The 14,274-nt window shown below is 41.9% G+C and carries 12 protein-coding genes, 1 rRNA gene and 1 other annotated feature; of the genes, 11 read left to right on the top strand and 2 right to left on the bottom strand.

The window, feature by feature from the left end:
* The first annotated feature begins 442 nt into the window (after positions 1-442).
* The 5 genes from L2D08_RS21555 (at position 443) to L2D08_RS21535 (ending at position 4,790) form a co-directional block, all read left to right on the top strand.
* Positions 443-1,216 carry a TerC family protein gene (locus L2D08_RS21555; RefSeq protein WP_242237159.1) on the top strand — a complete coding sequence of 258 codons (774 nt, stop codon included), beginning with the start codon at positions 443-445 and terminating at the stop codon, positions 1,214-1,216.
* Positions 1,217-1,831: 615 nt separating this feature from the next.
* Positions 1,832-2,134, top strand: coding sequence for an ArsR/SmtB family transcription factor (locus tag L2D08_RS21550; RefSeq protein ID WP_255822079.1), 303 nt, complete (start codon positions 1,832-1,834; stop codon positions 2,132-2,134).
* Positions 2,135-2,149: 15 nt separating this feature from the next.
* Entirely contained in the window at positions 2,150-3,448 is a 1,299-nt protein-coding gene (locus L2D08_RS21545) for an arsenic transporter (RefSeq protein WP_255822077.1), read from the top strand.
* Positions 3,449-3,482: 34 nt separating this feature from the next.
* Positions 3,483-3,902, top strand: a complete 420-nt coding sequence (arsC, locus tag L2D08_RS21540; RefSeq protein WP_242237153.1) for an arsenate reductase (thioredoxin) — start codon at positions 3,483-3,485, stop codon at positions 3,900-3,902.
* Positions 3,903-4,673: 771 nt separating this feature from the next.
* Positions 4,674-4,790, top strand: a complete 117-nt coding sequence (locus L2D08_RS21535) for a GapA-binding peptide SR1P (protein ID WP_242237150.1) — start codon at positions 4,674-4,676, stop codon at positions 4,788-4,790.
* A 503-nt stretch (positions 4,791-5,293) separates the two neighbouring features.
* On the opposite strand, the gene L2D08_RS21530 is transcribed toward L2D08_RS21535, so the two are convergent.
* Entirely contained in the window at positions 5,294-5,614 is a 321-nt protein-coding gene (locus tag L2D08_RS21530) for a hypothetical protein (protein WP_242237149.1), read from the bottom strand.
* Positions 5,615-6,770: 1,156 nt separating this feature from the next.
* Between L2D08_RS21530 and L2D08_RS21525 the strand changes: the two genes are divergently transcribed.
* Together L2D08_RS21525 and rrf are read left to right on the top strand one after the other, a co-directional pair.
* Complete coding sequence (locus L2D08_RS21525) at positions 6,771-7,811, top strand: sugar phosphate nucleotidyltransferase (protein ID WP_242237148.1); 1,041 nt, start codon at positions 6,771-6,773, stop codon at positions 7,809-7,811.
* A gap of 273 nt (positions 7,812-8,084) precedes the next feature.
* Positions 8,085-8,231 (top strand) — a sequence feature (23S ribosomal RNA rRNA prediction is too short).
* Positions 8,232-8,312: 81 nt separating this feature from the next.
* Positions 8,313-8,406, top strand: a 5S ribosomal RNA gene (gene rrf / locus L2D08_RS24720).
* Between the two features lie 67 nt (positions 8,407-8,473).
* On the opposite strand, the gene L2D08_RS21520 is transcribed toward rrf, so the two are convergent.
* On the bottom strand, positions 8,474-9,559 hold the full coding sequence (locus L2D08_RS21520; protein ID WP_242237145.1) for a glycosyltransferase: 1,086 nt from the start codon (positions 9,557-9,559) through the stop codon (positions 8,474-8,476).
* A gap of 417 nt (positions 9,560-9,976) precedes the next feature.
* Here L2D08_RS21520 and L2D08_RS21515 point away from each other — a divergent pair, with 417 nt between their 5' ends.
* Genes L2D08_RS21515 through L2D08_RS21500 form a run of 4 tightly spaced genes read left to right on the top strand, consistent with a single transcriptional unit; the run spans position 9,977 to position 14,274 of the window.
* Positions 9,977-10,933: a glycosyltransferase gene (locus tag L2D08_RS21515; RefSeq protein WP_242237142.1), complete on the top strand. Its 957-nt coding sequence runs from the start codon at positions 9,977-9,979 to the stop codon at positions 10,931-10,933.
* A gap of 23 nt (positions 10,934-10,956) precedes the next feature.
* Entirely contained in the window at positions 10,957-11,772 is an 816-nt protein-coding gene (locus tag L2D08_RS21510; protein ID WP_255822076.1) for a glycosyltransferase family 2 protein, read from the top strand.
* Complete coding sequence (locus tag L2D08_RS21505; protein WP_242237136.1) at positions 11,772-12,941, top strand: glycosyltransferase family 4 protein; 1,170 nt, start codon at positions 11,772-11,774, stop codon at positions 12,939-12,941. Before L2D08_RS21510 ends, L2D08_RS21505 begins: the two co-directional genes overlap by 1 nt.
* A 19-nt stretch (positions 12,942-12,960) precedes the next feature.
* A complete protein-coding gene (locus L2D08_RS21500; RefSeq protein WP_242237134.1) occupies positions 12,961-14,274 on the top strand; it encodes a UDP-glucose dehydrogenase family protein in 1,314 nt (437 codons plus the stop codon).

Raw genomic sequence — 14,274 nt, 5'->3', positions numbered from 1 at the left:
GCTCTTCAGCGCCGATGGTAGTTGGGGGTTTCCCCCTGTGAGAGCAGGACGCCGCCAGGCAAGCAGAGAGGACAGCGGAAGCTGTCCTTTTTTTGTGTTTTGTATAGGGATTGGTTTGCTGCTTCTTGTTTTAAGATTGGAAAGTTAAATATATTCAGGAAGCTGTGTAATCCTTCTTTTAAGATTTTATTTACATGATCAATTCTAGGACGTGTCGTGATTTTATCGTGATTTATATTTGTGATTTCGGAGACCTGCGTGTACGGCCTGTTATAATGTTTAGGCAGAGGTTATTTTCTTTAAAATATAAACTGGCAATGCAGTGGACCAAAGTGTCAGAGCATGCAACACTGCTGGAGGATTAACTGTGGAATGAAAGGGTAATACTATTGTTATCAAAACTTTTACATAACAAATGGTGTTTTAGAAAGGGGAGAGATAAATGGAGTCAATCTGGCTGGAGTATGCTTGGGCATTGTTAATCCTAATTGGATTGGAAGGATTGTTATCGGCTGATAATGCCCTTGTATTAGCAGTTATAGCTAAGCATTTGCCTGAAGATCAGAAAAAAAAGGCTATAAGTTACGGAATTATCATGGCTTTCTTTTTCCGATTTGCTGCACTTTTTGCCATTTCCTTTATCGCAAACGTCTGGCAGGTACAAGCGATAGGAGCAGCTTATCTTCTTTACTTAGGCTTAAAGCATGTCATTCAGGCCCGGTTCGGGAAGAAAAACGAGAATATTCGCGAGGAAGTTAAAGAGGAAGCCGCAGGGAAAGGTTTCTGGCCTACTGTTGGGAAGATTGGTTTAGCCGATCTCGCTTTTGCCATTGACTCGATTCTAGCTGCAGTTGCTCTAGCCCTTGGACTTCCGGATTCGCCGCTCGGTGAATTCGGCGGGATGGATGGAGGTAAGTTTATTGTTGTTCTTCTTGGAGGGATTGCTGGCCTCATCTTGATTAAGTATGCAGCAACCTGGTTTGTGCGGCTTCTTGATCAACGTCCAGCATTGGAAACAACCGCCTATGCAATTGTTGCCTGGGTCGGTGTTAAGCTTGCTGTCATTACTCTTGCCCATGAGGATATTGGTGTCTTAGACCATGATTTTCCACACAGTACCGCTTGGACTCTGGTCTTCTATGGAGTATTAGTTGGTATTGCTCTGCTTGGCTGGTTTGCACCGGCCAATAAATCATTAGAAAAAGAAGATCTGTAAAAAGGTGACAGTGAGTATAAGAACAGACGGGACTTTTATGAGGGATGAGCAGCTTACTATTAATTAATATTCATCTATTATAAAAATTGGCTTTCTAATACACGACAGATACTATGTTTCGCTCGAAATAACCCAATAAAATAAGCGCTATCCCTCAAGAAAAAGGGCGGGTACTGCAGCAAGCACCGCCTTTTATATAGAAAAACATCGCTTGAATAAAATTCAGGCGGTGTTTTTGTATTTAAATTACTTCTTCTTATTTCAGGGTTGGAGAATTAAGCCCTCTCAAAATATGTGGTCCCTTTCACTCAGGTTTAGTTGACAGAACCTGTTGAATAAGTTTTTAAATAATTTTTAACTTGATGCATGACAGCATATCAGCTTTGACTTCGCTCATCCTTCAGCTGTTGCTGTAGATGGCGAACGATCTGTTTGGCATCTTTGCCAGATCCACGAATAGTCTCAGAGGACAAAGCGTTTTGCAACCAATTAAACAAATTTTTTTAATAAAAGCATTTACTTATATAAGCATATTATTATATACTGATGCCGGAATGGGGGAGATCATACGTGAATGCTGATACAAGGTTAGATGTGCAGGAAGTATCCCAAATCATGAAGCTGCTTGGTGATAAGACGCGCCTGACCATGATGAAAATGCTTCAATTGCAGGATTTCTGTGTATGTGAGTTTGTTGAACTTTTTAACATGAGCCAGCCAGCTATCAGCCAGCATTTACGCAAGCTAAAGGACATTGGACTGGTAAAGGAAAGCCGGAAAAAACAGTGGATTTTCTACTCTTTTAACCGGAACCATGACTGTGCTTTTTTGGTCGAAGATTTATTAAAGCATCTTCCAGACCAAAGAGAACGATTAGCTGAACTGGAAGCGCAGGGATTGCGTATTTCCTGTGACTAGAAAGGAGTAAGAGGTTTGTTTTCTATTATTGCAGCATCCATTATTTTTCTCGTGACGCTCATCTTTGTTATCTGGCAGCCGAAAGGGTTATCCATTGGCTGGTCAGCCTGTGTAGGTGCAGTAGTTGCTTTACTGGCAGGGGTGGTAGACTTTGGAGACGTCATCGATGTAACATCGATTGTTTGGAATGCCACATTGGCGTTTATTGCAATCATTGTTATTTCTCTCATCCTCGATGAAATTGGTTTCTTTGAATGGTCGGCTCTACATATGGCCCGCATGGCCAAAGGAAACGGCGTCAGAATGTTTGTATATGTATCCATACTGGGCGCTCTGGTTGCGGCTTTCTTTGCAAATGATGGGGCGGCACTTATCTTAACGCCGATTGTACTGGCAATGGTCCGAAACCTGAAATTTGAGGAAAAGATGGTGTTTCCTTTTATTATCGCTAGTGGATTTATTGCCGATACAACGGCATTGCCATTAGTGGTCAGTAACCTTGTAAATATCGTTTCAGCCGACTACTTTAACATTGGATTTGCGGAGTATGCATCCCGGATGGTTGTACCGAACTTATTTTCATTAATAGCCAGCATCACGGTGTTGTATCTTTATTTCCGCAAAAACATCCCGAAACAGTATGACATGTCCATGTTAAAAGAACCGACTGAAGCGATCAAAGATCATAAGATGTTTCGCTTGTCCTGGCTTGTGCTGGGCATCCTGCTGATTGGATATTTCGCCAGCGAGTTTCTGGACGTTCCTGTATCCATTATTGCCAGCATCGTCGCCGTATTCTTTTTGACGATGGCACGAAAAAGCCCGGCTGTTCACACGAAAAACGTTATTAAAGGCGCACCGTGGGCAATTGTCTTTTTCTCGATTGGCATGTATGTAGTCGTTTACGGACTGCGCAATGCCGGTTTAACATCGGTTCTGGCAGATGCCATTCAAGCAACGGCAGAACAGGGTCTATTCGCTGCCACAATCGGTATGGGCTTTATCGCTGCTATTCTATCGTCAATCATGAATAACATGCCAACTGTCATGATTAATGCATTGGCGATCTCTGATACGGCTACATCCCCAATGATCAGGGAAGCCTTAATTTATGCGAATGTTGTTGGCTCAGACTTAGGTCCAAAGATTACGCCAATTGGATCACTTGCTACACTATTGTGGCTTCACGTCCTTAGTTTGAAAGGCGTAAAAATTTCATGGGGTACTTATTTTAAAACAGGCATCATCTTAACCATTCCAACCTTGTTTATCACGCTGGTTGGCTTATATGTATGGTTATTATTGATTCATTAATCTAACTAATCGAATGTAAAAGGAGAATATAATTATGTCTAAAAAAACAATCTACTTCCTATGCACAGGCAACTCTTGCCGCAGCCAGATGGCAGAAGGATGGGCGAAAAAACATTTAGATGATGGGTGGGAAGTAAAAAGTGCCGGATTAGAAGCCCATGGATTGAACCCAAATGCAGTAAAAGCCATGAAGGAAGCAGGGATTGATATTTCAAACCAAACATCAGATGTGATTGATCCTGAAATTCTAAACAATGCGGAATTAATCGTTACATTATGCGGGCATGCGGCGGACAACTGCCCGGTAACACCGCCTCACATTAAACGTGTTCACTGGGGATTTGATGATCCTGCAAAAGCGGAAGGAACAGAAGAAGAAAAGTGGGCATTCTTCCAGCGTGTTCGCGATGAAATCGGTGAGCGCATCGAACGCTTCGCGAAAACGGGCGAATAATAGAAAAGAAAACGCCGTGAGACATTCTCGCGGCTTTCTTTATCTATGCTTTATAAGTGCATGATTATCTATGAAGTATAGAAGCTGTATGACAATGAAGAAATTTAAATCTGTGCAATAGCGGATAACACTCAAAACCGGTTGATTCCTTAGGAATGAGATCGGTATTTTGTGTTTACAAAGAAAATAGGTTCCATCATTAAAGGCGTTTCTATCCCTTTGGCAGGGAAGGGTGTTTTTAAAATGGAAAAAGCACTTGTGTTTTAGGAACAGAAGTCATTGATCTGGGCATCGCTGTACTTTCTTTAAAATTATACTCATTACTTGATGCTCCTTTCGGTAAAGATTTAAAACCCTAAGGGTTAATAAAGACAAATCATTTAAATTTCTGTTTAATAGGACAAACAATATAATGGAGGGTCATTTTTTGTCCCTGTAAATTAAAAACCAAATATATTTTTTGATACTTCTTAATTTATACAAAAAGTTTAAAGTCTCTAACATGAGGTTTTGTTTTGATTAGCTGAGTAGATTCCAAGGAAATCAGACCAGGGAGCGGTTTCGTGCTTGAGAAAACCTTGATAATACAAAGTTTTTTAAAGGGACCCTTCCTATCTATTTAAAAAGAGAAAGGATGTCCCGTTTGTAGAAAACAGATGTGAAATAAATAAACCGGGAATTTTTTGTCCCAGCCACTTGATTCATCCTCTGATTTGTATTATGATAAATTCAAATAAAAAACGCTTTCAAAAAAGCTGGGAGGAATACACAATGGGTACTATCGTTTGTCAAACTTGTCTAGAAACTATGGAACATTTTGAAGAAGAAAAGGTAACATTGTTGTATGCAGATTGCGGTTGCGGACATGAAAATGGCAGCAAGGAATAACTAGTTTAAAATTAAAATTTCACCATTATAAAACAGGCTGCATAAATCTGCCCGGATGAATTCATTCATCCGGGCAGATTTATGTTATCGAATTTGAGTGAATTGGTGAATTTTTTAAAGGAAACCGATTCATATAGTCTACGATCCAATATCTACACTCTACCGAAGCTAGCATAGATAAACTTAAGCAAAAGTACACTTTTATTACTATGGAATTATTCCTGGCCGAAGACTCTTCTAATATCTTAATGCTTTAATCCCGCGGCAATATTTTAAATATTCTTACCTGTCTGTTCCCTTTTACTTTGCAGTCAATTCTCCATATTCACTGAAAGGGAAACTGACAGCAGTTCTTCTTCCGATTCAACTCTGAGCGCGTTATATTCCTTATATTCTTGCAATGCTTTCCACCTTTAGAGACCGTAAATAGTCGCTGTTTTTAATGTTCCATAAAACGGTAGATCTGAAACACTGTTGCAGCAACGAATAAGAGGAACATAAGCTTAATCATTTGGATTTTCCTCTTTCGTGGCATCGGATAATTCAATATGTACAATCCGATCAGGACTTTTCTTGTCGCCAGCCATAAAGTCGATATCGTATTTTTTATCTTCCACAAGAAAAGAATCTTTATAGTCGTCCCAGTAAAGCTCTCGTCTTACACCATTAGGCTGCCTAAAAACCAAAATCACATCATTCTTAATCTCTGTTTTCTTCACGTATGTCATATTGTTTAGTGTTCTTATACTATAACTTTTTTTATCGTAGCTGCAGCCGGCAGTAAGAAGCAGAATTGCTCCCGTCCATAAGATTACTTTTTTCATCATATTTCCCTCATTTAATCGATTCTTAATTTTCTGCATCTGTTTGTACGGATTCCCTCATTAAAGGGACGGTAAAACCTAATATGGGTGTATTCTCGAATCCATTTATACTTTCTGCTTCATCCATACTCTCATATCGTATTCATAATCATCATATTCAATGAGGATAATTTTATTGGAGAGCTGATGTGGGTGTTAAAAACAAAGCCAATACATATTTTTTAAGCATAAAGTTGACCTTCTAAAGGAACAAGACATATTGTTTAAGGGCTCAACTACGTGTAATACTTCGCCTGATAAACCGCTTTGTATGGTATACGGCAGCGCAGACAATGTTTATATCTGTAAATGCGATTATAGCTATATATACAAAAATAGATATGGTTTCAGGACATCATATTCAGATACATACCTCATAAGTCCTTGTTTAGCCGAGCGTTTAATAAAGTCAGCTAACTCAACAGAAACACCATTTTACCTTGCATCTTTCATGTGAATGAACCATCCATCGTTTGATAAGCGAGGGGATAGACTGCCGGCAAATGGAGCACCGCTTATTCAGGCTTTGTGCTGCGCTTGTGCATTTCACTGGAGGTTAACCTATGTATATAGATGCTTTCCATGTAGCTGAATGTATCGTCAGTTCCCGGCACAATAAAGTACCAGAGCCCTAAACTTTTGCGTATAAGCCTGGCTGCTACAATTTAGAGAAGAAGGAAAAACATATGATGGATGAGCGCCAGTTCTCTTTAGAATCGGTCCGATGCCTATTTCGAAAGCGGGAAAGAAATTGAGAAAAAAAACACGCAACATTTACGCAGAGAATAGGATGTATGAAGAGCTTCCAGCCAGCCCTCTTAAGTCCTGATGCCTGAAAGAAATGCTACACAGATTGGTTTGGGAAATTAGGAGGGAGGGTGTTATATAGTTCTTAGCCTCCGTAATTAAGCATCTTCTATTGCTTATATAAAAGCAGATTTGTTTTCGGTAGGTAGCTTTTAATGACGGGATAGAGACAAATTCTCACAGCTGGCTGTTTAGGGACATCCTTGTTTTCGCTCGCTGAAAGTGCCATGAAACATTGTTTCTGGAAGCGGCGTTGAACAGTGGTCATGGTAGAAATTTATGATTACATTGTGAGGGGAAGGGGCATTAAATGAAAGGAATACTTCTATGCGCTGGGAATGGTACGCGGATGCAGCCATTTACTTTTTCATTGCCAAAGCCGCTATTGCCGATAATGAACCGCCCGCTTATCGATCACGCGATTGAAAAGTTTCGGGCGGCCGGCATACAAGAGATTGGGTTGGTCATCAATCCCTCTCAGCAGGCAATTGCCGATCATATAAACGCTGCCTATAAAGGCCAGAAAATTGAGTTGCTGGTTCAAAGAAAGCAACTGGGTATTGCACATGCGCTTCGTTCTGTACAAGATTTTATTGGAGAAGAGACATTCGCATTGCTTCTCGGTGACAACCTTTTAACCGGCCCGCTGCGTGCATTAGTTCAGTCAGCAGCGGACGGAAAGTCGTCTCTTCTTTTAAAGCGGGTACCGAACCCGCAGGAATTTGGTGTTGCGTTAGTCGACAAGAAACAGAGCCGTATTTTAAAACTGGAAGAAAAACCTGCCGTACCAAAAAGTGATCTGGCCGTGATGGGTGCTTATGTATTTCAGCCTGCTATTTTCGATGCAATCAATGCTATTCAACCATCAGGACGTGGTGAATACGAGATTACAGATGCTATTCAGTGGCTGATCGACCATGATTATCCGGTGACGTATCGTGAAACACTTTTACCCATTTTTGACGTTGGGACGCACAGCCGCTGGCTAGAGGCGAACACATGGATGATGGCTGAACAGGGACAGGGACAGGGAGAAGTTAGCATTGGACGAAATACAAGTGTGGAAAGATGTGTGTTTCTTGGGAACGTACACATTGGAGATGACTGTATACTGGAAAATGCAGTGATAGGGCCAAACGTATCTTTGCAAAATGGCTGTGTGGTGAAAGAGTGCCGTATCGAAAACAGTATTTTGCTGGCGGGTGCAACTGTTCATACTCGTCAATCCATTCGTGATAGCATTTTAGGGCAGGGGGCAGCCATAAAAGGGGATACGATTAGAGGTGCAGTTCGCTGCATCCTTGGAGACAAATCGGTATATGAACTATATGAGCAGGAATCAGATACATGAGCAATTTGTAGAATCGGGCAAAAAGATTCCTGTCATAAAGGAGAATAGGGACGATATTGCAATGGTATAAAACTTTATATTCCCAATCCAGGCGGATCTTTTTGCCCAGTAAAACACAACGAGGGAAAGGCTTGAGCGGCTTTTAACAGTCCTGCATTTAGGATTCTAACATTTAAAAACTTCTAGGCTTGGCGGCATTTTTAAACGAAAAATGTCTGCGTCTTTGCCGGCAGGCAGTCTTTGCTTTTGCTCTTAAGAGCAAAAGCTTTTTACATTACACTCTATAATTTCCCTTAGGAGTTCAGATCGACGGGGAGGTTTGGCACCTCGATATCGGCTTAATGCATCCTGGGGCTGCGTGGATCCCAAGGGTTGGGCTGTTCGCCCATTAAAGCGGTACGCGAGCTGGGATCGAGGAATTAATTAAAATATATGCAGTACGGTATGCCGTTACTTCACAGAGATTATCCAGTTTTGAAGGAGCAATTTTGTTCCCTATAGTCTGGTGGCAATAGCAAAGAGGTCACACCTGTTAAGCCCTTCAGCGCCGATGGTAGTTGGGACTTTCCTCTGTGAGAGCAGGAAGCCGCCTGCCCCCATTATATTTTTATTACATCCTTCACCGATCTAATCCATTGGACGTAAAAACAGCTTGGATAGATCTACTTTACTTGAAAAGGCGTCAGTTTCAATATTTGTTCATATATGTCAGGTAAATCCACCAGAGATTTCCCAGACAGCATTTTCATCGATTGAGCTACAATGTCTGCCCCATGATGAGGTACTTTGCTGAAGGCCGCTTCGTAATACTGTTTTTGGCTGATCATTTGTTTTATTCTTGCCTCCAGTTCCGGCAAGGGCATGTCATGCTCCGCGACGCAAGAATCATCCCCCGTAAGCTCCTTCAGCATCATATTTTTGACTTCTCGTTCCTTTGTATCTGCAGGCAATGCCAGCAAAGGAGTTCCTGTAGAGATGCAATCCATTAAGATGCCCATTCCAGGTTTGCTTATCACGAGGTCAGCTGCATTCACTAATTCGCGCCCGTTTTCGAATAGCGGCGCCTGGACTATTTTTGAATTGAATAGAAAGTCCGCACCCCCGAGCTGACCTGCAACAACAATCCGATACGTTGCTTTCAACTGATTGATTTTTTCATACCATTCATCCATGTAGCGGTATCGGAATTTTCCAACCCCTCCTCCCATTTGAACGAGGATGAATGGTTCATCTGCCGGAATTCCCAGTCGCAATTTCACCTGTTCCGGGTGCAGGGTGATATCCCGGGCTATAATGGGGATTGGCACATATAAAGTAGTCAATTCCGGAATTTCCTTTGGCTGTGTAAGATTAATGTGAAAAAAGATATCTGTTGATCTTTGGGAAACCGCACGGATTTGTTCCTTAAACTTTTTCGTCCGATCTGTATCCCCATCCGATACACTCATATCACTATGATAAATTCCGCCTATGATGGGTCCCTGACCTTTCCGCTGATTTTTCGTCTCCTTCACTTCATCTCTCCAATCATGAATAAGTAAGTCGGCATTAAGAAGCTGGTCTGCCCCTTTTCTAAAACGTACGGAATCATGTATTTCTGTATGAGTGAGATTCGACTTCAACCATTCGTGTGTATGTGAAAAAGCAAAAATTTTCACATCTTCATTGCTTATTTCCTTGAACTTTGAAATATTGGCCACACAGGGATTTAAATGACCCAGGTTTTTCCCGACAATATAATGAATCAATTCTGCTCCCCCTTCCTTTACTGCCGTCTAAGATATTCCATTATATATGTTCCGCATATCCTTTAGTACTTGGCTTTTACTTGAAATGGCGAAAAATAAAGACATTCCATGATAATCCTAATCTTGCTTCTAACCTTTCAATCTGCAGCCCCTCTTCCCAGAAAAAAATCAGAGAATACTATCTATACACCCATGAACGCATCAGACAAGACTTTCATAAGATATAGTAATTGCAGCATGGAAGAACAGGTTGTGTCGCTTCCGGCTGCTAATTTACAGCTCCAACAGAGGTGGTGAAAAGCCATATTACGCGTGGCAGTTCTCAGAGGACGGTACCTTCCGATCAGTGAAACATTCATTTACTCTGAATTGGTAAATGTCAAGTCGGTTTCCCCTATCGTTTGTTGCAAGAAGATCATGAACCTTGAGCATTTTCCTTTTGAGACCATCCACCAATACAAGGATAATGATGATCTGATAGACATACTCCGCACCCAAAAAATCAGCTTGATTCACGCAAGGTTTGGCGTAACTGGAGCTGATTTGCTTGAAGTCAAAAAAGAACTCGGGATCCCGATGTTGACTTCTTTTCATGGTTTTGACCTGCCGACAAATGTAAAGTCCATGCGAAGATATGGCGATCGGCTGCAGCATTTATTTGAACATGGAGATGCATTCACGGCTACTTCAGAGAACATGAAAGAAATCCTTATCAAATACGGATGTTCTCCGGATAAAATATTCGTCCATCGAAGCGGAATCAATGTAAGTAAGTTTTCATATAAAAAGCGCACAGAACCAGAAAATGGAATTATTACGGTCTTGACGGTCGGGAGGCTTGTTGAAAAGAAAGGAATGGAATATCTAATTGAAGCTGTTCATTCGGTTCATCAGCATTACCCAGGCATCAGGCTGCGTATTGCCGGGGATGGGAAGTTAAGACCAACGCTTGAAAAACAGGTAGAACGGCTGCACTTGGATGGAATCGTCAAGTTCCTCGGGGAAGTTTCCCATCAGGCTGTAGTAGAAGAAATGGAAAAAGCCCATTTATTCGCCCTCGCCAGTACGACTGACAACATCGGAAATCAAGAGGGAATTCCAAATGTTTTAAAAGAAGCCATGGCATGTGGTTTGCCTGTGCTTTCAACAAAGCATGCAGGCATACCAGAGCTTGTAGAGGATGGAAAATCGGGATTTCTCGTCCCGGAACGTGATCCCGTCGCATTGGCTGAGCGCTTGCTGCATCTTGTTCAGCACCCCGAGGATTGGGAAAGGTTCGGTACACACGGCAGAGAAACTGTTGAACAGTTCTTTAACATAGATAGACAAATTGAAAATTTAGAAAGAATATACAGCTTGCTGCTGTCAAAATAAGTTTACCTAAGAGGTGATGAGTTTTGCCCAAGATAAGTGTCGTTATTCCCACTTATAATCGGGGAAAGTTTACCGTGCATGCAGTCGAGAGTGTCCTTGCTCAAACATACAAGGATTATGAAATCATCGTTGTCGACGATGGTTCAACAGATGATACGGAAGAGCTATTAGAGCAATATAAGGATCGGATCCGCTATATAAAGCAGAAAAATCAAGGCCCTTCAGCTGCCAGGAATACCGGTATCCGCCTTGCGAAAGGTGAATACATCGCTTTTTGTGATTCGGATGACAGATTCCTGCCTGAGAAGCTCGAGAAACAAATGGAATTTATCGAAAAGAACCCTGACTGCAAATTTTTATATACCTGGTATTACAATGTGAATGATCAAGGGGAATACACGAAACTACGGAAACCGAATACTTGTGAGAATAAAGAGCATTTACAATATTTTTTGTTTAGCCGCAAATTTACGATCAGAACCTCCACTTTGCTGGTTCACAAGAGCTGCTTTGAAAAGACGGGGCTTTTTATCGAAAAATATTGGTATTCCCAGGATTGGGATATGTGGCTTCGGCTGGCTGCCTATTATCGTGGCTATTGTCTGGAAGAGCCTTTAGCTGAATATTGGCTCCATGAGGATAATCGCAGCAGCCTTAGGGTTAGAATCTACCATCCTGAAATTATCGAGTCCACACTAAAGCTTTATGGATGGGATGAGGAGAAGATTGCTAAATTAGAAGAAAAGTATGGAAAAGGGCAAAGTCAAGGGGTGCAATACCCGTCAGAAAATCCCGGAAACGGATCAAACAACCCTGATGTCAACGGGGGTAACTCTTGATGAAAATTGCTTTAATATGTTCAGATAGAGGCCCCGCCCCTCCTGTGAAGGGCGGAGCCATCCAATTATTAATCAGCAAAATTGCACCATTGCTTGCCAAAACATATGAGGTGACGGTTTTTTCCATCACTGATCCTTCCCTCCCCGATACAGAATGTACAAATGGTGTTTACTTCGAACGTTATGATAAGGACCAGTTTTTCCAGCAAGTTTGTGAAAGGGTAAAGCAAGTTCAATTTGATGTAATCCAGGTTTACAACAGGCCAGGCTATATTCCATTGATTCGAGAGGCCTCCCCCCGGTCGAAAATCATCCTGTCACTCCATAACCTTGTGTATGACACATTAAAAGTAGAAAGCCTTCTTGCCGAAGCGGCATTCAGGGAAGCAGATTGGATCTTTACAGTCAGCAGGTTCATCGCTGAAGATACCGCCGAAAAGTTCCCGGAAGCTGCCACTAAAATCCAGCCCCTTTACACTGGCGTAGATTTGGATGATTACTCACCCATTTGGTCAAAGAGAGGACGAAAATGGCGAAATGAAATTCGCTCATTGTATAATCTCGATTCAAAGGATCCTGTTATTCTCTTTGTAGGCCGCCTTGTTCCAGACAAAGGATGCCACCTTATTTTAGCTGCAATGAACGAGATTCTGAAAAACGTTAAACATGCAAAATTGCTGATAGTTGGAAGTAAGTGGTATGCAGATGGATCCACCAGCAAATATATAGAGGGACTGAAGCAGCTAGCAGCAGAACATGAACACAGTATCGTATTCGCTTCCTATGTACCTGTAGAGGAAATTCCAAAGTATTTCGCAGCCGCAGACCTTTTCATCTGTCCATCGCAATGGAAGGAGCCGCTTGCAAGAGTGCATTATGAGGCAATGGCGGCAGGATTGCCTGTCATTACAACCCGCCGGGGCGGCAATCATGAGGTAGTTCGTAATGGAAAAAATGGGATTGTGATAGATGATTATAAAAATCCAGTGGCCTTCGCAGCCGCTTCGATTGACATCCTTAATGATCCACAGAAGGCTACCGCAATGGGGAAAGCGGGCCGGAAAGACGTCAAAAAGATATATAACTTTGACCGGGTCACCTCTGATATCGCACTTCTCTATACAAAACTTTTTGAAAGCAGTGAGCAAGGGACAAATTCGTCCTCATAAGACGGAGGACTTTGAAGGGATGAAATGGATCATGAAAGTTACTGTGATTGGTTCCGGGTACGTTGGAACCACGACAGCCGCAGTATTGGCTGCTTTAGGCCATCACGTAATCGGTGCGGATGTGGATTCCGCAAAGGTAAAAAAGTTATCGGCCGGGATTCTCCCATTTATAGAGCCTGGTCTGGACAAAATGCTGAATGATAAAAACATCAAGGGCACGTTAAAATTTACCGATCAGATAGAGGAAGCGATTCAGGCAAGTGACATCTTGTTTATTGCTGTCGGGACTCCTTCCCGTGAAGATGGTACTGCCGATTTAAAATATCTCCGTTCAGTAGCTGATGCAATTGCTGCTTCCATTAATGATTACAAGGTCATTGTCACCAAAAGTACGGTCCCCAGTGGCACAAATCGCTGGTTATCGGATTATCTAGGGAAAAAAATCTCTGACCACACCCTATTTGATGTAATCTCCAATCCGGAGTTCCTGCGGGAAGGTCATGCCGTCTATGATTCTCTTAATCCTGACAGGATCGTCATTGGCGGAAACAGCCAGGGTGCCATTACCATTATAAAAAAACTGTATCACCAGCTTAACAGCAAATACGTTATATGCGATTGGGAAACAGCTGAATTAATTAAGTACGCCTCGAATGCTTACCTTGCAGCCAAAATTTCCTTTATCAATGAAGTAGCCCAAATCGCAGACAAGACAGGGGCCGATATTCTTCAAGTTGCTTACGGAGTCGGACTAGATTCACGGATAGGCGCAGAATTTCTTAAATCGGGAATTGGCTATGGCGGCTCTTGTTTTCCCAAGGATGTAAAAGCGTTGATTTCTACAGCGGACCTGATAGGCGTTAAAACTCATATTTTGAAAGAAATAGAGTCCGTTAATGAAGCAATGCCTGATGTGTACCTGGCGAAATTGGCTGCTGCTCTAAAAAAGAAACCCTGGACAATCTCCATACTCGGCCTCACTTTTAAGCCCGAAACGGATGACCAAAGAGAATCACCTGCCATTAAAATCGTGAACAAACTTCTGCCTGCATGTAAAGAGATCCGTATCCTTGATCCTACCATTCAATCAAACCTGCAAACTCCATGGCCTCATGACAGTAAAGTAAAAGTCTGCCAAACAATCGAAGAGACATTGACCAGAACTGATGCAGCAATCTTATGTACAGCATGGGATACTTTCACCGACATTGATTGGAATAAGGCAAAGGATTTTATGAAAAACCCAATCCTGTTAGATGGGCGGAATCTTTACGATCCAAACATAATGAAGGCAGCCGGCATAACCTATCTAGCATTAGGGAGGGGAAATTAA

Source organism: Domibacillus sp. PGB-M46 (assembly GCF_022668875.1).
In the GTDB taxonomy this organism is placed as follows: domain Bacteria; phylum Bacillota; class Bacilli; order Bacillales; family Domibacillaceae; genus Domibacillus.
This window is presented reverse-complemented; position numbering and strand designations above follow the sequence as displayed.